The sequence below is a fragment of the Wenjunlia tyrosinilytica genome (assembly GCF_014646055.1).
Classification (GTDB): Bacteria; Actinomycetota; Actinomycetes; order Streptomycetales; family Streptomycetaceae; genus Wenjunlia; species Wenjunlia tyrosinilytica.
Map to the genome: position 1 here is coordinate 25093 of NZ_BMMS01000036.1, position 19793 is coordinate 44885.

16 protein-coding genes are annotated in these 19793 nt (G+C 72.1%); 8 read left to right on the forward strand and 8 right to left on the reverse strand.

Annotated features, from left to right (window positions below):
* Positions 1–38 precede the first annotated feature (38 nt).
* From IEY86_RS30185 to IEY86_RS30195, 3 genes are all read right to left on the reverse strand, one after another.
* Positions 39–2720: an FtsK/SpoIIIE domain-containing protein gene (locus IEY86_RS30185; RefSeq protein ID WP_189135084.1), complete on the reverse strand. Its 2682-nt coding sequence runs from the start codon at positions 2718–2720 to the stop codon at positions 39–41.
* Positions 2721–2814: 94 nt separating this feature from the next.
* A complete protein-coding gene (locus tag IEY86_RS30190; RefSeq protein WP_189135085.1) occupies positions 2815–3342 on the reverse strand; it encodes a hypothetical protein in 528 nt (175 codons plus the stop codon).
* A gap of 480 nt (positions 3343–3822) precedes the next feature.
* Positions 3823–4707: a hypothetical protein gene (locus IEY86_RS30195; protein WP_189135086.1), complete on the reverse strand. Its 885-nt coding sequence runs from the start codon at positions 4705–4707 to the stop codon at positions 3823–3825.
* 224 nt (positions 4708–4931) lie between these two features.
* On the opposite strand from IEY86_RS30195, the gene IEY86_RS30200 reads away from it, so the two are divergent.
* From IEY86_RS30200 to IEY86_RS30215, 4 genes are all read left to right on the forward strand, one after another.
* A complete protein-coding gene (locus IEY86_RS30200) occupies positions 4932–5957 on the forward strand; it encodes a hypothetical protein (RefSeq protein ID WP_189135087.1) in 1026 nt (341 codons plus the stop codon).
* 190 nt (positions 5958–6147) lie between these two features.
* Positions 6148–7002, forward strand: a complete 855-nt coding sequence (locus IEY86_RS30205) for a hypothetical protein (protein WP_189135088.1) — start codon at positions 6148–6150, stop codon at positions 7000–7002.
* Positions 7003–7033: 31 nt separating this feature from the next.
* A complete protein-coding gene (locus IEY86_RS30210; protein ID WP_189135089.1) occupies positions 7034–7228 on the forward strand; it encodes a hypothetical protein in 195 nt (64 codons plus the stop codon).
* A 41-nt stretch (positions 7229–7269) separates the two neighbouring features.
* The gene (locus IEY86_RS30215) at positions 7270–7611 is read left to right on the forward strand and encodes a hypothetical protein (protein ID WP_189135090.1); all 342 of its coding nucleotides are present in this window, start codon (positions 7270–7272) and stop codon (positions 7609–7611) included.
* Positions 7612–7636: 25 nt separating this feature from the next.
* Here the strand turns inward: IEY86_RS30215 and IEY86_RS30220 are convergent, their stop codons facing one another.
* A complete protein-coding gene (locus IEY86_RS30220) occupies positions 7637–8257 on the reverse strand; it encodes a hypothetical protein (RefSeq protein ID WP_189135091.1) in 621 nt (206 codons plus the stop codon).
* 90 nt (positions 8258–8347) lie between these two features.
* Here IEY86_RS30220 and IEY86_RS30225 point away from each other — a divergent pair, with 90 nt between their 5' ends.
* From IEY86_RS30225 to IEY86_RS30235, 3 genes are all read left to right on the forward strand, one after another.
* Positions 8348–8614: a hypothetical protein gene (locus IEY86_RS30225; protein ID WP_189135092.1), complete on the forward strand. Its 267-nt coding sequence runs from the start codon at positions 8348–8350 to the stop codon at positions 8612–8614.
* Positions 8611–9582: a hypothetical protein gene (locus tag IEY86_RS30230; protein WP_189135093.1), complete on the forward strand. Its 972-nt coding sequence runs from the start codon at positions 8611–8613 to the stop codon at positions 9580–9582. The genes IEY86_RS30225 and IEY86_RS30230 overlap by 4 nt, the downstream gene beginning before the upstream one ends.
* Before the next feature lie 168 nt (positions 9583–9750).
* A complete protein-coding gene (locus IEY86_RS30235) occupies positions 9751–10767 on the forward strand; it encodes a hypothetical protein (RefSeq protein WP_189135094.1) in 1017 nt (338 codons plus the stop codon).
* 82 nt (positions 10768–10849) lie between these two features.
* Here the strand turns inward: IEY86_RS30235 and IEY86_RS30240 are convergent, their stop codons facing one another.
* From IEY86_RS30240 to IEY86_RS30250, 3 genes are read right to left on the reverse strand one after another with little or no spacing between them, the layout of a single operon-like run.
* Positions 10850–11458 (reverse strand): hypothetical protein, encoded by a 609-nt coding sequence (locus IEY86_RS30240; protein ID WP_189135095.1) that lies wholly within the window; start codon positions 11456–11458, stop codon positions 10850–10852.
* 15 nt (positions 11459–11473) lie between these two features.
* The gene (locus IEY86_RS30245; RefSeq protein WP_189135096.1) at positions 11474–12058 is read right to left on the reverse strand and encodes a hypothetical protein; all 585 of its coding nucleotides are present in this window, start codon (positions 12056–12058) and stop codon (positions 11474–11476) included.
* Positions 12055–16188: a hypothetical protein gene (locus IEY86_RS30250; protein WP_189135097.1), complete on the reverse strand. Its 4134-nt coding sequence runs from the start codon at positions 16186–16188 to the stop codon at positions 12055–12057. Before IEY86_RS30250 ends, IEY86_RS30245 begins: the two co-directional genes overlap by 4 nt.
* A 208-nt stretch (positions 16189–16396) precedes the next feature.
* Between IEY86_RS30250 and IEY86_RS30255 the strand changes: the two genes are divergently transcribed.
* Complete coding sequence (locus tag IEY86_RS30255; RefSeq protein WP_189135098.1) at positions 16397–17059, forward strand: hypothetical protein; 663 nt, start codon at positions 16397–16399, stop codon at positions 17057–17059.
* Here IEY86_RS30255 and IEY86_RS30260 read toward each other — a convergent pair.
* A complete protein-coding gene (locus IEY86_RS30260; protein ID WP_189135099.1) occupies positions 17043–19793 on the reverse strand; it encodes an ATP-binding protein in 2751 nt (916 codons plus the stop codon). The two genes, IEY86_RS30255 and IEY86_RS30260, sit on opposite strands and share 17 nt — an antisense overlap.

Sequence of the window (19793 nt, forward strand, 5' to 3'; positions counted from 1 at the left end):
TTGGCGGAGAGCGGATCCGCGCGGGAGCCGACGGGCCGTTACCTGGGCGGCTGCGGGTGCCGGGCAGCCGTCCGGCGCGGCCGCGGCGGCTCGAGCTCCGGCGGCAGGTCGTCGTCGTCCGCGTCCGGCAGGACCACTGCCGGGGCCGGGCCGCGGGAGGGGGCCGGCTGCGCGAGGGGCCGGTCCCGGCCGAAGTCCGCCGGGACCGGCCCTGCCGCAGGCACCGGGAAGCCCTGGGGCGCCGGGGAGGGAACAGGTGGAGTCACCGGGGCGGCGTGCGGCACCGGGTCCGGCGCGGTCAGGACGTCGTCCGGCATGAACGCCCCGGCGGCCGGAGCGGCAGCACCGCCGTACGCGTCCCGCCGCGGGCCGGAACCCCGCGCCGGCAGGTGCAGCTCCAGATCCTCGTCGTTGTTCTCGCCGCCGAACCAGGCACCCTGCACCACCACGACGCTCCTGCCCGACCCCGGGCGCACCAGCATGCGTCCGCGCGGCAGGCCGGAGTCGCCCTCCTCGCCCTCCTGCACCACGAAGCCGGGGGGCGCCTTGTAGCCGTCGCCGAACATCATCCGCAGGCCGGCGTCGGTCATCGCCCCGCAGGCGATGCGGATGCCGATGTTGTCGCGGAAGGCCCCGCCGAACATGGACGCGTCCGGGCGCTGGGCTCCGGTGACGCTGTGCACTCCCACCTTGCGGCCCTCGAGGATCACGTACGACCAGTCGCTCCAGACCTGGGTGGCGATGGTGCGCCGCTCGGCGCTGTCGGGGTCCTTGGCCTTGGACGACACGGACGTGAGCATGCTCAGCCATTCGTCGCACATCACCAGCCGGTACGCGGGCCGCTGCTCGGGCGGAACGGCGCCGAGCTTGCTGACCCGGTGGCGCACCAGGAGCTCCTTGCGGCGGTCGACCTCCTGGCGCAGCTCGGCGAACATCGCCCCGATCTGGGGGTAGGTCAGAGCGACGGCACACGCGTCGGGGCCGCCCGAAGCGGCCGGGACGACGCCGGGCCTGCCCTCCCAGCGGGCCCATCCGCCGGACCCGCCCGCGTCGGCGATCTGCACCTCCCAGCCGGTGCGCGCCTTCTGGAACGCCAGCGACTCCATCGTCGCCGACTTGCCGGAGCCGGTCTCACCGCAGACCAGCACGTGCGGTGAGTCCCGCAGGTCGACCGCGATCCAGCTCCCCGTGCGCACCGACTGGCCGGGCAGGAACTGCAAGGGGTCCGCGGGCACGATCTCGCCCAGGCGCACATCGGTCGGGTTGACGGGGACGTACGGGTGGCAGGTCAGGGCTCGGGCGCGCATGTCCGCCTCGACGTCCCACTCCAACCCCGGGTGCCTGGCCGAGGGCGGGAACGCCTTCTGGTTCCACTCCTCGCGGAACTGGCGCATCTTCGCCGACGACGTCGTGCGCAGCTCGGTCGGGAAGGCCACCTGGACCGCTCCGGGCACGTACGTCGACTGCCACGAGATCCGCACGCGCTTCCACTCCCCGACGGGGCGGTCGCCCTTGCGCTGCTTCCAGTGCCGGTCGTAGTCCAGGTTCACGCGCGCGATGGCGTACATGGTGTGCAGAACCGCGCTGCGCTGCCGGGCCACCGCGGCCGCCCGCAGCCAGGCCAGCACCGTCCACGCTCCGATCACGACCACGCCGGGCACCCACGCCGTGTGGGTGGCCGCGGTCCGGACGCCGAAGCCGAACAGTGCCAGCGAGGGGAGGCGGATGAACCAGCGGTCCTCCCAGAAGGTCAGCCCGTAGAACTCGCGCATCAGCATCAGCGACGGCTTCACCGCCGCGCCGCGCTGCGGTTCGTACCAGCCCAGCCGCAGCCAGGACCATGCGAGCCCGGCGACCACCGGAGCCGCCAGGGCAGCGGACGCCGGAAGGTGCCCGCGCAGCCACTGCCCGGCCTGCTCGGGGTTGCGTCCCACGACCCACGCACCGGCCGCGGCGGCAGCCACGGGCAGCGCCACGCGCAGGACCCGTACTGTCGTCCTCAGCAGCCTGCGCAGCAGCGCCCCGGCGCGGCCGGACCGCTCTTCCTGCTGCATCCCCTCCGCTTCCGGGCGCTCCCGCGCGGACATCAGGTCCGCGGAGTTCAGCTGCTCACCACCGGGCTTGAGGGTGGGGAAGGCGACCACCTGGAACTGGTCGGGGCGCTGCCTCTGCGGCCCGAACTGCAGGTTCCAGGTGTATTTGGCGCCCAGCACCGGGTGCGCGTTCCACTGCGCCGCCAGCCGGGCCCCGGGTCCGGCGGGGGACGGGGTGAAGCCCTCCGGGCAGCGCACCACGGTCAGTGCGGGATCGGTGCGCCCGACCCACTTCTGCACGAACACCCAGCGGCCCACCGAGGCGTTCTCGGGGAAGCCGAGTGCCTCGGCCGCCACGCTCAGAACGGCCTCGCGCCACCCGTTGCGCACCTGCCACACCGCTCGCGCCTGCCAGACAACCCAGCCGACCAGCAGCCACAGTCCGGCCGCCGCCCCGGCCCAGCGAAGTGTCACGGCACCGGCCGCTGCCGCCAGTACCAGTGCGACACCGGCCGCGAGCAGGCGGGGAGCGGCCGGGTCGAAGGCCAGACGCAGGCTCTCCAGCACGGTCGGCTTGATGGCGGGGAGCGGATCGGGATGCCCGCGCCGGTACTGCATGCGCCGCACGTTGCTCCACCACGACAGGGCCACGGCCAGGGCGATCACTGTCACGACCAGGAGCAGCATCCGCGTCCTCCGCCTCGTCCGCGCCCCATGCCCCGCCCCGTCCCTGCTGCCCGACGTGTGTATAGACAGCTTAGGGCGGAACCGGCGTCGGCGCCTACCGGTGCCAGACGGTCCCCACCTGTCCCAGGACGGCCTCGCCGGCCAGCAGGGAGTTCATGAACTGCTCCTCGGCGTCGGCCGCGTACAGATCGGTGCCGAAGCAGATGCCCAGCAGGCAGGAGCCCTCGGACGCCTCACGTATCCACGAGGCCGGCACCGGCTCGTAGCCCTGGCGCACCAGCCAGGGCCAGCCCGACAGCTCCACCGTCAGCCCGAACCGGCTCGCCTGCAGCCGGATGAGGGGAACGTCCGCTACCTCGCTCCACCCGGAACCCGAGCAGTCGGTGAAGCCCCACACACCCGTCAGGTACTCCACGTCGCCGGAGACCGCGGGAGCGGGGAAGCCGGCGGTGCGGCGCATGGCGGCGTCGTGTGCGACGAACAGGCCGCTGGGCAGCGACACCAGGACGGCGGCGGCCTCGCCGTCCGGGAGCGAGCAGATGCGAGAGGACCACCGCTCGTCGGAAACCTCCAGAACCAGAGCCTCGCTGACGGCTTCCTGGCCGCGGTATCGCTGCCCCACGCGTAATCTCCCCCGTTGCTGCCGGACTGCTCCGCGGCGCCCGCCGAGCCGTTGTCCCGATCGGGCGTCACGGGCTCACAGTGCCTCAACACACCGACCAGAACCAGAAGTTATCGCTCAGCGCAAGTCTTGCGACGGGCGCCCTTGATCCAGTCACCGTGATGTCACGAACCTGTCACTGAGAGCACGGGATATAGTGGCGGTACTAAGAGTCTGCTGGGCGTACCGGAGGCGAGCCCCTCACACGGGACCGCCTCCGTGTCGTTTCCGCCCGCGGACCGCCATGGTCCCAGCCGCCGTGCCCGCCCCGTGCCGTGCCGCGACCCTGTAAAATGACCGTGCTGGTCAGAGGCCGCTTACGGGTGGTGCCGGGCGGCGGACCAGCCAGAGAGCCCCCGATGCCGGGGCCAGGGCCTGGGGGTGGTGCCCCTCCCTGCCGGCGGAGGGGGCTCTCGCCTTTCCCGGTGCTGCGCCCCGAGGTCAGGAAGCCGCTCGGGCGAGTTCGTCCAGACGCTGTCTGGTCGCCGCCAGCCGCTCGGTGTCGGCGGTGTCCAGCCACAGGCGCATCAGGGACTGCCCTATGCGCTCGGCCTCGCCCGGCTTGGTGATCCTCGTCCAGGCCGTGTAGGCGTTGACGGCGTTCCGCTGGGTCTGGGAGTGCTGGGGCCCCGCGGTGAGCAGCCAGGCTGCCGCGATGCCCGCGTACACGTCGGCGGCCTGCGCCCAGTCGTCGGCGAGGTAGGCGATGTGGCCTCGCACGGCCCGTGCGTGGAGGACGTACGGGTGGTGCTCGCCGTAGCTCTCGGCGATGGAGCGCTCCAGGTGGCGCGACATCTCCACAGCCGCGTCCAGTCGCCCGGTCTGCCCGGCAACGGCTATGCGGGCCAGCTGCTCGCGGTAGCGCCCGGGCGCTTCGGGGGCCAGCACCGCGATCGGCGGCGGTGTGCGCGAGGCGCTGCCTTCGGACCCGGGCTGTTCGTGCTCGGGTACGGGTGCCGGTGCGGGCTGTTCGGGCTGTTCCGGCCCGCCCCCTGCCTCCGGCACTGCCGCCCCCGCCGCGTCGCCCGGGTCGGCCGGCTGGTCGGGGCCGGGCGGTGCGGTGTCCTCCTCGACCCGGCCGTCGGGGTGTACGACCAGCCGCCACACATCGCCGTTCGGCTCGTGGGCGACGGCACGGACGGCGGCGCCACGGGCGCCGGCCAGCTCTATGGCCGCCCCCATGGCCGCTGCCCGCGCCGCGTCCAGGCCGCTGCCTTCCGGAACGGGGACGGGCACGCCGTCCACACTCGCCGCGCCCTGCTCGTCCACGACGATCGTGAGCGGCGGCTGGTCCGGAACCCGTGGGGAGGGGTGGGTGACGGGCATCGGAAACCCTTCTCGTGCCGTATGGACGACGGTACGCCCAGAACGGTTGCAACCTGGGGGGAACGCCGGGTGGTTGGGATATTCCGCAGGTCAGAAGGCCATGCCTTCCCCCCGTCAGAATGCTAGGGTATAGACACTTCGGACGCCTAGCATCTGGCGGACCATCAGCCCCCGCCCTTCGGCGAGAACGGGCGCCCCACTGCGCACCACCAGGAGACCGGGTCATGAGTGAAGGCAGGAAGGACATCGCGGCAGCCCTGGCGGGACTGCTCGACGATGCCGAGGACGCGAGCGGGCAAGGGTACGGAGGCTCGGCCGCCGACGCGGACCTGCCGCCCGGAGCTGTGCTGGAGGGCCACGTCTTCACCTCGGCCGAACAGGCCGAGCACGGCGCCGTGGCGCCGCAGAGGGACCATGACGAGGACCTCGCCGACGACAGCGAGGTCGCCACGACCGCCGACGACCCGCAGGGCAAGTACGTCAGCAAGCGTGCGGCCAAGCGCGAGTTCGACCGGCTGGTGCGCAACACCGGCAAGCTCAGCCGTGACATCGCCCTGTGGGTGCACCGCGGGGGCCCGGCGCTGCTGGGCTTCAAGTCCGCGGCCGAGGGCGTCATGGCCATCAAGGAGGTCGCCAAGAGCCAGGCGTACCGCGACGTCTATCTGGCCGAGGTCGCCGAGCAGCTCGCCCTGGCCTCCGGCCTGTTCAACGGCTCAGAGGACGTGCGGCGCATCCTGGACCTGCCCGGCCTGACGGCGAAGAACGCCGAGCTGCTGCGTCCGCAGCTGGCGCAGCTGACGGAGGAGGTCCAGCGTCAGGCCAACCGGGAGGCCGCCTCCAGCGACGTGGTGGTCGAGGAGATCCTGCCGCGCGTGGTCAAGGAGTTCGTCCAGCGCAAGAAGAACGGCGGCCAGGCGCAGCCGCAGGGCGAGGCCGGGAGCGGGCAGCCGCACGAGACCGGCCCGGCCGCGAACCCGTATGTCGGGGCGGTCGGCCCGAACGCCTTCGGCCCCTCGGCGGGCGTATCGGACGACGACGCCGATGCCGACCGCACCGGCCCGGTCCAGGAGGGCGGGTTCGGCGGCGACGGCGAGTACGGCGACCACGGGTACGGAGACGGGGACCTTCCGCCCGAGATCTCCATCCCGGAACAGGGCGGCGAGGCGGCCGACGACACCGACCCGTGCCCGCACTGCTCCGGCACCGGCCGCATCCCGCGGCAGGCGTCCGCCTTCTCTCCGCAGGTCTGACACCGGGGCTGGGGCGCAGGCGCCGGACCAGCACCTGCGCCTGCGCCCCAGCCCGCCGCGGAGTCCACCGGCAGCCGGGCGGTGTGCGCGCGCCCGGCTTTCGCGGCCGTACGGAGTCCACCGGCGTCCACTTCGGGATAGTGTATAGACACCTAGAACTGATGGACGGACGGGGAAGGGAAGCACCTCCATGGCGCGCGACGCTGATCTCGACCGCGGCTCCCCGCCCGTGGCCAATGCCAAGCGCGCGGTCATGATGGAGTCGCAGGACAAGACCGACCGCGACGAGCAGCGCGCGGGACTGCGCGAGCTCGACGACATGGTCGAGCAGAGCCCCGGGCTGACGCGCCTGCAGCGCGACGCGGAACGCGCCATGCCGCGCGACGCCACCAGCGACTCGGTGCGGGAGCGCCGCTTCCCGGCGGACAACGCCGAGCGAAAGCTCAGCGTCCGCCGCCAGCGCGACCTGAACAAGCAGAAGACCGGCATGGACAGGGCGAAGATCCCCCGCACGGCCAAGCAGGGCTTCCAGAAGGTGTTCGGCGGCGACGGCGGGCGTCTGACCCAGCTCAACGACGCGCTCTCGGACTCGACGGGCGACGTGCAGAGCCTGCCCCCGGACCAGCAGCGCGACGTCCAGCGTGTGGACCGGGTCATCCTCGAGGGCGAGCGGCTCAACACGGCGGAGAACGTCGTCTACACCAACGTCCAGCTGCCCCCCGGGGTCAACTCCGGCAACGTCCAGCAGTGGGTGAACCGGCGCTTCGGCGACGGCACGGAAGTGAACTTCGACCGCTACACCGTCTCCACGCACGACATGGGCCAGCTGCCTCCCGGGCAGGCGGGCGCGCCGGCGCTGGAGATCAAGACCCGTCGGGGCATATATGTGGGCAACGCGCCGAAGGGGAACTCCACGCACAGCAACGCCACCCATGTCCTTCCGCGCGGTATGCGGCTGCGGGTGGCGGGCAGCAGGACCGTCCCGTACCGCGCCCAGGACGGCAGCACGCAGCAGCGCACCGTCCTCCAGCTCGAGGACTACTGAGCACACTCGAGGAACGACCCAGGAGAACGCCATGGCACGCCAGGAACTCGACCCGGACGACCCGAACTTCTTCGCCAAGTTCACCTTGTCGGACGAGGTGATCGCGGCCGGCCTGGGCGGCACCCCGCTGCCCCGGGTGACCAAGCGGGTCCACCCCGACGGCCGGGTCGAGGAGACCGACGAGCACGGTGACCTGGGCAGCGGCCTCGAGGACGACGACCAGTAGCCGAACGGGGCCGGGCACGGACGGCATCGAGGGGGAGCGGGATGACCACGACCTGGCGGACGCTGGCCTGCGTGACCGCGGTGTGCGCCGCGGCCGTGCTCACCGGCTGCACCGATCCGCAGGAAAGCACGGACAAGGCCCGTTCCAAGGCCGCCGCGGCCGCAGCGCAAACCCTGCTGTGCCGATCCGGCACCCAGTGGGCGGACGGCGACAAGGACGCGCAGAAGATCATGCAGCCGGCGTTCGACGCGCTGATCGGCAAGTACCGCCACGACGCCAACGAGAGCGTGCGCGAACTCGCCAGGGCCGCAGAGTCGCTGATGGACGCCGGCGACTCCACCAAGAACGCCGCGGTCGCCGCCCTGCGCGCGCAGTGCGGTTGACGCCCGGCTGCTCCTCGCGGCCTGCCTAGGCGGAGCGGCCCCGCCCGTCCGGCAGGTTCTGCCGGACGGTGTCGGCCACGATGCCCAGGCGGGCCGCCGACGGCACGTCGGCGCCGGTCTCACCCGGCCAGCGCCGTACGCTGACCGTGATCACCCACCCGGGCCCGTACACCCCCAGGGTCGGATGCGGGCGGGTGGTGAACCGGCCGCCCCGGCCGATGCCGTGGAAGGGCGAGCCGCCGCGGTCGAGCACCCGCGCCACCGATTCCCGGGTGTCGTCCTCCACCCCCACGGTCACGCTGACCGCGCCCCGCTCCCCTTCCGCTCGTGAGTTCCACCGCCAGGTCCGGTCGCCGGTCCGGCGGCAGCCGTAGTGGTGGTCCAGCTCCCCGGAGGCCGCCTGGATGTCGGCCGCCGGCACCACGGCACACAGGTCGAACGACCTCGAGCCGGCCGCACGGCCCGGTGCGGCCGGGTGCGAACCCCCGGAGGGTGACGAGGACTTGGCGCCGGGCGGGAGCGAGGACTTGGCGCCGGGCCGGTCGGGCAGCCGGTCGCCGGCGTCACCCGCAGGCACGGCACAGGCGCTCAGGACGGCGCTCAGGACGGCGCCGAGGGCGGCGGCGGAGGCGGATGAACGGCGCATGCCGGCCATCGTAGGCGCGCGGCGCGCACCCCGCCGGATCTCTACACTGTGTATTGACACTCGGTCCGGGCACAGGAAGGGGTCGGTGGAGTGGCGGCATCAGGGGGCAACCGGCGCAGTCGCAGCTTCATGATGCGCGTCCCCCTTGCCTTCGACGCCCAGGTCCGGGGGCGCATGAAGAAGGAGGGGATCGAGAACCAGTCCGCCTTCTGGCGAAAGGCCATGGTCTTCTACCTCGCCCAGCCCGACCCCGAGCCCGGGGAGGACACCGGCGAGGAGCCGGACGAGGACGGCGGCCCGGCGCCCTCCCGCAACGACCGCACACCACCAACCACCCCACCAAGGAGCTCGCGGTGAGTGCACAAGCCAAAGTCGACCTGCCGGCCCTGGTCGCGCTCGCGGTCCAGGTTGTCGGCCCGGTCGGGGAGCGCGACTACGCCTCGTGGCACGCCGAGGTCGACCGCGTGGCCCTCGACCTGCATCTGAAGATGACCGCCGGCTCCGCCCTCGCCAAGGACATCGCCGAGCTCTCCGCGTGCGAGCAGTTCCGTGGAACCCTCGGCGAGATCCGCCTGGACGAGGCCACCGGCCGTGCGACGCTCCTGCTGCACACCTGGAACGCCGAGGCCCGGACCTGGCGGGAGATCAGGCTCGTCACCGCGTCCCTGCAGTTGCGCGAGGGTCGCCGGGTCCACCAGCAAGCCGTCCCGCTCAGCGGGCACCTGGTCCGCGTCTTCACCTCGAAGCAGGACGGCGGCGACCAGGTCGGCCAGGTGGTGCGGCACATCGTGGACGAGGGCATCGGCGACACCGTCGGGGCAGCCCGCGCGGCTGCGGCGGCTGCGCAGGAAGCGCCCTCGCAGACCCCGGCCGAGGCGCCTGTCCGGCCGCGGCACGAACCGCCCGCCCCGGCTCCCGCTCCCGTCCCGGCTCCCGTCCCGGCTCCCGCGCCGGTCCCTGTGCAGGCTGCCGTCCCGGCTCCCGCGCCGGTCGCCGCGCCCTTGGAGCCGTCGCAGCCCCTCGCCGAGCAGGTGGGCGCCCAAGGCGCCCATGCCGCGTTCCCGCCGCCCCCGCCGCCGCCCCCCGTCCCCGCTGCCGAAGAGACCGTGGCGTGGAAGGAGGCGTCGGTGATCGTGTGGAAGAACATCAACCGCGCGTGGGACAAGTCGTACCGGACCTCCTGCCTGCTGGCCATCCGTGACCGGGCCGTCGTGGACGACAGCGGCGGCGTCCTGAACCTTCAGGAGCTCATCGACATGGCCCGCCTCTCCCCGGACCCGGATTCCGCGAACGGCAAGGCCATTGCCGCCAGCTACACCATCTGAGGCCTCGGCCGCGTGGGGCCGCAGGCCGAACGTCTGCGGCCCCACGCGGCCGAGGGTGCGGCCCAGGTGTGGAGGGCTCGCGGCGAAATAATTGACACCTTCTCCGGCCCGGAGCTATTATTTAGCCGTAGCCGCTCACCACGGAGACCAACGAACGGACGAAGGACTATGCCCACGCCGCACACTCTTCCGAGCCAGGCCGTCGCCGCCCTCACGCGTCTGCGCGAGACCGCTCGCAGCAGGTCCGCGGACGCCCCTGAGGCGAAGGCGGAGCTCGCCCACTACGTCAACGCCCTGGTGGGGGCCGGGTGGCCGATGTCGGCCGTCGCAGCCCCCCTGGGAGTGACCCGTCAGGAGATCCACCGGATCAACAAGCAGTCCAGTACCCTTCCACGGCCCGCCCGGCTCCCGAAGGTGCCTGCCCTGCCCGAACCCGCGCCCGAGCCCTCCGCGAAGGAGCTGCGGGCGCCCCAGACCCTCACCCCCGCGGAGGCCAAGCGCCTGCGAGAGCTCGCTCCCCTGGCGTCGAAGGTGCGCGGGGTCACCGCCGAGGACGACCCCAAGCGCGAGGCTTCGGAGAAGTTCAGCAAGCTCCTGGCCGAGGCATGGATCCGCGGTGTGCCGCGGACGGAACTGCAGAAGGTCACCGGCCAGAGTCCGGCGGCGATGAGGGCCCGCCTCGCCCGCCACGGTTACATCAACCGGGGTGCGTCCGAGCGGCCCTACAAGGGCAGGCAGGCGGAGTTCGCCAGGAAGCGGGACACCTGCAAGTACGGGCACGAGTTCACGCCGGAGAACACCTACGAGTACACCCGGCCGGACGGCCGCGTGGTGCGCTCGTGCCGCGCCTGCCATGTGCGCCGCCAGCGCGAGTCGGTCGCGGCGAGGACGGCCACGAGCACGACCTGCCGCAACGGGCACCCCCTCACGGACGAGAACACGAGCGAGTACACCCGCCGCGACGGGACGGTGGTCCGGCTGTGCCGCGTCTGCGTCGAGCAGCGCGGTGCGGAGTCCGCGGCCCAGCAGCGCCAGGAGGTCTGCAAGCGGGGCCACGAGATGACGCCGGAGAACACCTACGAGTACCACCGCAAGGACGGCAAGGTGATCCGCACGTGCCGCAGGTGCAAGACGCTGCGTCAGCGGGAGTACGAACAAAGGCACGGCATCACCAGCCACCGCTGAACTCCCTGACGGGTCGCGGCCGGTTGCCGCGGTCCGGTGGGAGAGCGGCGCCGGTCGGCGCCGACGGTGCCGGATCCCCGGATCAGGCCCGTTCGGCCGCCGACCGGCGCCGCTCACGCAGGTGGCGCACCGCCGTGCGGGCCGTCCCGTTGCAGCGCGCGGCCAGGACCGCGCCGCCGGACAGCAGCGCCGCCAGCAGTCCGAATCGCCCACCGACGGCCGCGTGCATGGCGGTGCCGACCACCGTGGAGACCACGAGGGTCCACATGATGGTGCGCCAGCGCGGCGTCAGCGGCGGATACAGGTACACCGCGACCGCCGCGCACAGCGCGAGGCTTGCGGAGGCGACCAGGGCCTGGGCGTAGAAGCGGGGGAAGTCCGCGAGGGGGAGCGCCTGCTGGCGCAGCATGGCCAGCCACAGTCCGAGAACGAGCGCGACCTTCACGTGCGGCATCACCAGGCTCCACAACGACGACTCGGCCGCCGTGGCGGCCTTCGCGCCCCTGGTCGCGGCTGGCGTCGCCGACGCGGCGGTCCTGGCGCTCTTGCCGGCGGCTGACTTGGCCGCCGTGGCGGCCTTCGCCCCCTTGGCACCGGCGGGGCTCGCCGACGCGGCCGATGTCGCAGCCGGTTTCCTGCCGGCCTGCGCGGAACGCGCCTTGGCGCGGCGCTCGGCACTGGTCCGGGACATGCGGCTCCTTCGCGCTCATCGCACCTTGAGGGCGCGGACCAGCCAGCCGCCCTTGGGGGTGCCGACCAGGGTGACTTCGAGCTGTCGGCCCACGTCGTCCGTCTTGTCCTTGCCCTTGTAGGTCAGCCGCTGGGTGAGGGAGATGGAGACGACGGTCTGCGCCTGCGTGTCGGAGAGGGTCTCGCCCTCCACGCTCTCGGCGTCCGGAACGGTCGACTGCACCTTCTGGCCCCCGTAGGCCTGCCACTCCTGCTCCAGCTGCTCCTTCAGATCCTTGCTGCCTTCGGGGGCCACCCGGGGGAGGCCACCGAAGAATTCCTTGGCGTCCTGCTCGCTGGTGTCGAAGCTGTAGTAGGAGATGACGAACGCCTGGGCGACCTGCTCGGCGGACGACTGCGCCGACAGCGAGCGTCCGTAGATCAGCGAGATCGGGCGCGGTACGTACAGGGGCTCCATAGGGCGCTCGGCCGCGTGGGTCTGCGCCACCTGGGGCTGCTGTTTCGCGGTCGGCTTGTTCTTCGCGGCGATGATGTTGAACACGAAGCCCAGCAGCACGAAGGACAGCAGCAGCCCGCCCAGCAGGCGCGCTCGATGTGTCACAGCGCGTCCCTTCCGGAGGAGCCGAGGGCGCGGCGCAAGGCGGCCACCCGTTCATCGCCCGCCAGGGGGCCGAGGTCGCCGATGCCCGACTGGTACTGGTCGCGGGCGCCGGCCACGGACGCCCGGTCGCTGCCGGAGAGGCGGTTCGCCAGGTCGTCGAGGCGCCGGACGATCTCGCTGTCGTTGCCCGCGCGCGCGGCGCTCTCCAGCGCCGGGAGGAGGCTGCTGACGATCGCGCTGTTCTGGTCGGAGACACCACCGGACAGCGGGGGAACGGAGCGCAGACTGCTGGCCAGGGTGTCGCTGATGCGCTGGGCGATCTCCTGGGCACCGTTGCCCCCGCCCGAGTTCACCCGGCCGGCCAGGTCGCGAAGGTCCGACGCCATGCGCTGGGCCGTGGAGCTGAGGGAACCGTCCAGCTGGCGGGCGGCGTTGTTCAGCGCGTTCGCCGCCTGCCCGAGGTCCTGTCCGCCGTTCCCGGATCCGTTGGAGCCGCCGAGGCCGGGGGAGCTCAACGCGTCGCGCACCGCCATCGCCACAGCACTCGACAGGTCCGGTGCGGGGGAGTGGGCGGGCGCGGGAGCGGGTGCCACGGGTACGGGTACGGGTGCCGGCGGCGGCACAGCAGGGGCTGCCGGGGCAGGCGGCGCCTGCGGCGCGGGGGTTGGCGGCGCCGCGGGAGCGGGCTGCGCCGCAGGCTGCGGCGCGGGTGTCGGTGGCGCTGCGGGAGCGGGCTGCGCCGGGACGGGAGCCGGCGCCGCGGGAGCGGGCTGCGGGGCCGTCACCGGGGTCGGCGCTGCGGGTGCGGGTGTCGCGGGTGCTGCCGGGGCCGGGACGGGGGTCGGTGCGGTCGGCGCCGGCGCCGGTGTCGAGGGGACAGAGACTGCCGGTGCGGCAGGGGCGGCGGATGCCGGGACCGAGGTCGGTGCGGCCGGGGCCGGCGCCGACGGGGCGGGAGCCGCAGGCGCAGCGGGCGCTGCCGGGGCCGGAGCCACGGGCGCGGCAGGCGCGGCCGGGACTGACGTGGCTGGCGGCGCCGGCGCCGGAGTCGATGCCGCGGGCCCCGCAGGAGCAGGAGCTGGAGCGGCCGCTGCGGGTGCGACCGGTGCCGCCAGGGGCGTGGAGGGGGCCGGCGTGCTCGGTGCTGCGGCAGGGACCACCGTCGGGGTGGGAGCCGCGGGGGCGGGACCGGTCGCCGACGCCGGGGCCACGGTCGCAGGGGCCGCCGTCGGCGCAGCCCCCGGCACGCCCGCGACCGCGGGCGCCGGGGCCGCGGGCGGGGTGACCGGCTGCGCGGGAGTCGTCATGGCGGGCAGCTGGGCGGGGCCCGCTGCGGCGTAGACGGAGTTCAGGGCCTGTTCGACCTGCGCGGGCGGCGCCGCCGGGTTGGCGGCGACCCCTCGCAGGTCGTTCAAGGCCGTGGACATCGGCGTGCCGACCGGGACGTGCTGCGCGAGCTGCTCGACCCGGTTGACATAGTCCAGGCGCTGCTGCGGAGAAGCGTTCTCGGGCAGCGGGGCACGGCGCAGCTCGGAGGTGACCTGGTGCGGCTCGATGGTCTGGGCCGTGTTCGAGAGCTTGCCCACACCGTCGATGCGGTCGGGCACACCGTGCCGGATCACAGCGGATCCGGCCGCCGCGCGGGCTTCGGTGCTGTCGACACCGGCGGCCTGCTGGATCGCCAAGGAACGCAGCGCCGGGGTGGCGGCGTGGTTGGGGTCCATGTTCGCCGCGTTGCCGTACATGGCCACGACCTTGTCGAGGTTGCCTGCGGCCACGTTGTTGCTGGGCAGCCCGTTGCGGGCCAACAGGTCCTCGCCGAGGGCGACGGGCCGTACGCCGCGGTTGGCGTCCACTCCGGCGAGGCCCTGGCGCCGGTGGGCGAGCGCCGCCTGTTTCTGGTTGTCGGGGTGCTTGGGGTCCTCGGCGTGCCGCTCTCCGGTGCGGGGGTCGCGCAGTGAGTCGAAGTACTTCTCCTCCAGCTCCGCCGCGCCCCTGTGGTCGCCGGCCGCCCGCCTGGCCGCGATGGCCTGCTTGGCCGCGCCCTGGGCCACGCCCTTGGCCCGGTCGCGGCGGATCGCCTCGAGCCCTTCCTTGGCGCCGGGGGTCTTCTCGATCTCCTCCGCGCGCATCTTCTCGTTCTCGGAGGCTGCGGAGCGCTGCTGCGACAGCCGTCCGGACTGGCGGGCGGTGGTGAGGCCGCGCAGGGTGGAGCCGTACTTCGTCACACCGGGGACAGCGCGGGATATGCCCATGCCGGCTGCCTTGAGCGCCTCGGTCTTGGTGAGTGTCTGGCCCGCGGCCGCGGCCGCGGAGGCCGCACCGCCCACAGCCAGGCCGGCGCCGGTCGCGGCCAGGCCGACCATGGCTGCGCCCTTGACGGTCTTCTTGGCCAGGTCGGCGCCGACGCCTTCGATGGCGCCGCCCGCCTCCTTGTTGCCCATGGCCATGCCGGACAGGGCGCGCAGCGTCGGCCGGGCGTAGACGCCGAACATCACGGTCATCAGCGCACAGGTGAGGATCTTCAGCACCCAGTTCTTGTCGCCCGCGAGGATGACGGTGTCCATGTAGGTGACGATGACCAGGCCCAGACTCCAGCCGACTTGGCGGAAGATGTTGGCCAGGACGAGCTCACCGAGTTTGATGGCCGCCACTCTGGACGGGCCGGGGAAGGCGCCCATCATCAGGTAGAGCGGGGCGAAGACCATCAGGACGAAGACGCCGAGTTTGGCCGCCAGCAGCATCGCGCACACGAAGTAGACGGTGCAGTTGATGATGATGCCGCCCATGACGCTCATGGCGGCGGCGGACAGCCGGGCCATGAAGTCGTCGCCGCTCATGATCTTGGCGGCGGCTTCGTCCTCTGCGTGAACCTTGCGGTCCTCGTCCCAGCAGTCGTGGAAGTTGTGGTTGTCGGGCCCGTTCTCGTGGCAGATGTCGTTGGCCCACATCCGCAGGTACGGGATCTTGTCGACGAACTTGTCGTCCCACGCCTTCGAGGAGTGCTTGGTCGCCCCCAACAGGTCGCCGAACTCGTCGGTGTCGCTGTTCCATTCCTGGATCTTCTGGATCATATCGACGCCCGGTTTGTCGATGTGGCCGTTCTCGTCCGTACCGACGAACTGGGCGTTGAGGATCTGGGGTCCCCACTTCTTCGCTGCTCCGGGGGAGTTGCCGACTTCTCCGTAGACCCATGGCTGATACACCAATGGCGTCCACAAGGCGTCCTGCACGCACAGGGAGGCCATGTCCGCGCCACCGCCACCGGTGCACAGCTTGGTGCCGTCGGCGTTGGCGTCCAGATTCGCCAGCGCGGTGAAGCCGGTGGAGGTGAGCTCGCCGACCAAGTTGTTGATCTTTGTGCCCATGGCGGTGGGGTTGGCGGCGAACCACAGGAACAGGCCCGTGATCATCCCCATCCAGCCGACGCCCTTGAGCACGGCTGTGATGCGCCCGTTCGGCCCCCAGTTCTTGAACGCCAGATACAGGGCGCCCAGGACGCCGACCAGGCCGAGGAAGCTGGCGGCCACCGCGGACATGGCCTTGGCGACCGCCCCGATCGGTTCGTTGAGGAAGCTGAACGGGTCCTTGCCGAAGGCCCACCCGACCAGCGCCATGGTGAAGGTGGCCCAGGTCTTGGAGACGTTGAAGATCAGGTTGGGGGCGAAGTTGATGTAGCGGTTGATGGAGAAGCAACCGGGAGTGTCACCGAAGACGTTCCAGGTCAGTCCCGCCATGCCGTAGCGGTGGAAGGACGGGGCGGGTCCGGTGTAGCCGGTGGCGCCCTCGGGGATGAACGTTCCGCGGTCCTTGGCGGGGATCATCGGGTCGTTGGGCTTGAAGTCGAAGAACGCCTCGAGGCCGGCGCCGCGGTACTCCGGGAAGGGCGGGTTGATGGGCCCGCACATGCCGGAGAGGTCTTCCATCCAGCCGGCGTTGGCGGGGGCGGCCGTGCAGAACCACAGCGCGAACGCGGCGACCAGCGTCATCAGGAGCAGGCCCGCCCTGCGCACCGTGCGGCGCAGCCGACCGGGCCCGCCGGAGGACGAGGACCGGGGCCTCGGTGTCGGTGGCAGGTCGCGAAAGGACGTCAGCCGAGTGCGGTGCTCTGCCGTCGAAGCGATGGCCATACCGATCCTTCGATGTGGATTCCCCCGTTGAGGCGGTCCGGCGTTGCTCCGGGCGCTCGGGCGGCAGTGCCTGGCGCGGGCTGGGACAGCCTCAAGTGTCTATACGCTTGGTACCGTAGCACGGAGTTCCGCCCGCGGCCGGGCAGCGGGCCGGGACCCGTGCGCCGGTGACCGGAAGGCCTGGCGGGACGTCAAGTCAGGGGCGAGGATGAGGAACACGCGGTCCGTCCGCACGCACGAGCCGTCCTTCCACCAGAGCGCGCTGATGGACCTGCGCCGCGGCGGCAAGTTCGCCGCCGTCTTCCTCGTCCTGGTCTTCGGAGCGATGGGGCTGTTCCTGGTCGCGGCCCTGGTCATCGCCAAACAGAGCATCCCGGACCGCCCGGCGATCGCCTCGCCCCCCGCCGAAGGCGTCGGCAGCGCCCCGCCGTCCGGCTCGGCCGCGGCGGCAACCGGACAGGACCATCGGCGGGAGCAGCTGGTCCGCTTCCTCACCGCCGCCGCCCACCCGGGACAGCCCGCATGGCGCACCTGGATGCCCGCCAAGGCCGACACCTCGAGCGCCTTCGTCTACACACCGCTGAGCCCCGCCGACCCCGGTGCCCGCGAGGCGGGCCCCGGCGCAACGGCCCGGGTGCGCCCCTCCGCGCTCACCCCGGCGCAGACGGCCTCGATGCTGGAGGCGGTCACCCGCCGCGGTTCGGTGCGCCCCTCCAGCGTGGCCGTCTCCCACGCCTCGGGCCGGGCCTCGGGATGGACGCTGGACTTCGTGGTGAGGACGAGCGGCGGGAACTGGCTGGAGGGACGAGCCGCCGGCAGCGACCGCGCATCCGGCGAGACGGTGCTGTCCCAGCTCACCTACCGGCGCTGAGGGCGGTCCTGCCCCCGGGCTGTTCGCCGCCTGCCGAGGGGCCGGCCGCGAACACCTGCGCGGGGACGGGATCGTCGTCCTCGAGCTCGTCCGGCTCCTGCTCCGTGTCACCGCGCTTGTCCTTGGCGTCCATCGCCCGGCGCGCCCCGGCCGCGTCGTCGCCGAAGATCTCGGCGATGATGCGGGTCATCTTGTCCGGGTCCTTCTCGGGGTTGGTGTCGAAGATGTCCAGGACGAAGTCGTAGATGAACTCCACCTTGACCCGGGCCAGCTTGCCCCCGCGGTCCTTGAAGACGCACACGCCCTTCTCGCCGCTCTCGCCGCCCAGCCCCAGGATCAGCCCGATGTTCTGGTCGTTGGCGGCGACCCCGAGGAACTCGCAGGTCTTGACCGCCTCGTCCTTGGAGCTGGTGCCGAAGGCCCACACACCGGTGATGAAACTGGAGTCGAAGTCGCCGGCGGACTGCGAGATCAGGCGCAGGAACGTATTGCGGGAGCGGCCCAGGCGCTTGATCCGGTCGACCAGGGTCTTCGCCCGCGGGTTGTCCTTGCTGGTGTGCCACTCGTCCCAGGTGATGGCCTTGGGGATCGCCGGGTCGAGGGTCGCCATGATGTTCCAGGTGTTGTCCGCCATCAGACCCGCGATCACGTCCGAGAGCAGCTCCCGCTCCGACATGGCCTCCGGCGGCTTGCCCGGGTCGGGCATCTGCAGCCCCAGGGTGCAGAAGATGACGGTGTAGCCGACGGGGATGCGGAAGGGGCGGGGGGAGCGGCCGAACACCAGCTGCCCCAGCTTGGTGGTGGACACATCCCGGAACCGGCGCGCCGGAGGGCCGGAGAACTGGCGGCACCGCTCCTGGTTGATGTTCTCCGGCGACGGCGGCAGCTTCTCCCAGGCCTCGAGGATCTCCACCACACGCATCAGGTAGGTGCTGCCGCGCCCCTCGGCCATGGCCGCGGCCACCGCCTGGCGGACCACGTCACCGAAATCGCTGCCGTTCTGGCCCGCCAGCAGGTCCGGGACCAGGCGCAGCAGAGTCTCGCGCATCAGCTGCGCGGCTTCCTCAGCGGTCTCCGCCTGCGCCGACGGGTCGAGCATGCCGGGTTCGGCGTCGTAGACGTTCACGCAGATGACCTTGTCGGGGTTGAGCCCGAGGTCCTCGGCGTACTTCTTCAGCACCAGGTAGTCGCCCTTGGGGTCCCACACCACCTGGGTGATACCGCGCAGTGCGTCCTCCCAGACCGGCTTGAGACCGCGACTGACGGTCTTGCCGCCGCCCGGGTCGCCGGGCACGCCTTCCGTCGGCGCCATCTGCGACTGGGTGGCGTAGAGCATGTGGTCGACGAAGACCGGTTCACCGGGCTGTCCGCCCGCGCCGATGGTGTACCCCTGGTACAGGCCCTCGCCGTCACCGGCCGAGGAGGAGATGTGCGGCATGCCCGAAGCCAGGTAGTCCAGCGGCACTCGGCGCATGTAGTCGGTGTCCTTGGGGCGGCCGCCCGGCAGCGCCTCGTAGAAGAAGAACTTCTGGTGCGTCGGCGGGGCGTCCACGCTGTAGCCGCCCTCCTCGCGCATCGTGCGCACGAAGTCCCGGGCGTTCTCCCGCAGTTCGTCCCGGTCCGTCGCCGCGATGCCGAACAGCGCCCGCATCCGCACGAACGGAATGCGGTGATGGTCGACGAGGAACTTCATCTGCGTCGCCAGCTCGCGCTTCTGGTGGTACGTGAGGTCGGTGGACACTCCGGCCTCGGCATCGTTGTAGAACTGCTCCTCCACATTGCGCAGCGCCTTGTCGGCGTCCTTGCGGGTGTCGGACAGCTCCTGGATCTCGAACCCCACCGACTGCACCACCGGGAACGGCAGTCTGCTGGTCAGGTCCAGCCAGAGGGTGTTGGGGAAGTTGACCTCCTCCGGCCCCATGGAGAGCGCGAACCAGATCTGGTACGAGGTCCCGGTCACCGTCTCGTGGCGCAGGCACTTGTACTGGTACTTGCCGATCTTCCCCAGCTGCTCCTTGACGACCTCGCCGCCGCACAGCGCCTGCAGCTCGCCGGGGCCGTACCGCTGCGGGGCGACGGCGGACGGATCCGGCGCGGGAAGCCCGGGATGCGTCAGATGGAGCAGGAGCATCTCGGCCTCCTGCCTGCCCACCGGCTGGCAGCGCAGCATGGAGCGCCGCAGAGTGTCGCGCACGTCCGTGGCCGCGTCGTGCCAGACCCCGACCTCGTCCAGCGGCGGCATGTCGTCGTCCAGGTCCAGGGGCTTGCGCACCTGGTCGAAGAAGCGCTGCACCCGCCCCCAGCCGCCGTTGTACGAGGCCCGGTCGCCGAGGCGGACCGCCAGGTAGACCCGCTTGAGCGGCCAGTCGGCCCGGTTGATCCGGTCCCGGGTGTCCTGAAGGTGGACCGGCCAGCCCCGGGCCGGGATGCCGTGGCTCTGCGTGCGCTCGTCCAGGCGCTTGGCCCACAGGTCCGCATTGAACGGGAACTCGGTGGTCAGCAGCCGCGACTGGTGGTTCGCCCCGCGCGGCAGCCCGGTCAACGAGGCGTACACCTGCGCCAGGGCCGCCCGCTTGTCCAGCGGACCCATCATCTCCCACGTGCGGGTCGGCACACTGACCAGCGTGTACGCGCCCTCGGCATCGAGCAGCACCTGGTCGTCCATGTACCGGTACCCGATCCGCGAAGGTGCCTGGTACCCCTCGGGCACCAGGCGCGAGACGATGTTCTTCAC

Coding starts and splice junctions, on each gene's coding strand:
- IEY86_RS30215 (WP_189135090.1), top strand. CDS start 7,270: ATGACCACGACCTGGCGGACGCTGGCCTGCGTGACCGCGGTGTGCGCC.
- IEY86_RS30220 (WP_189135091.1), bottom strand. CDS start 8,257: ATGCGCCGTTCATCCGCCTCCGCCGCCGCCCTCGGCGCCGTCCTGAGC.
- IEY86_RS30185 (WP_189135084.1), bottom strand. CDS start 2,720: ATGCTGCTCCTGGTCGTGACAGTGATCGCCCTGGCCGTGGCCCTGTCG.
- IEY86_RS30235 (WP_189135094.1), top strand. CDS start 9,751: ATGCCCACGCCGCACACTCTTCCGAGCCAGGCCGTCGCCGCCCTCACG.
- IEY86_RS30240 (WP_189135095.1), bottom strand. CDS start 11,458: ATGTCCCGGACCAGTGCCGAGCGCCGCGCCAAGGCGCGTTCCGCGCAG.
- IEY86_RS30250 (WP_189135097.1), bottom strand. CDS start 16,188: ATGGCCATCGCTTCGACGGCAGAGCACCGCACTCGGCTGACGTCCTTT.
- IEY86_RS30210 (WP_189135089.1), top strand. CDS start 7,034: ATGGCACGCCAGGAACTCGACCCGGACGACCCGAACTTCTTCGCCAAG.
- IEY86_RS30205 (WP_189135088.1), top strand. CDS start 6,148: ATGGCGCGCGACGCTGATCTCGACCGCGGCTCCCCGCCCGTGGCCAAT.
- IEY86_RS30255 (WP_189135098.1), top strand. CDS start 16,397: ATGAGGAACACGCGGTCCGTCCGCACGCACGAGCCGTCCTTCCACCAG.
- IEY86_RS30200 (WP_189135087.1), top strand. CDS start 4,932: ATGAGTGAAGGCAGGAAGGACATCGCGGCAGCCCTGGCGGGACTGCTC.
- IEY86_RS30195 (WP_189135086.1), bottom strand. CDS start 4,707: ATGCCCGTCACCCACCCCTCCCCACGGGTTCCGGACCAGCCGCCGCTC.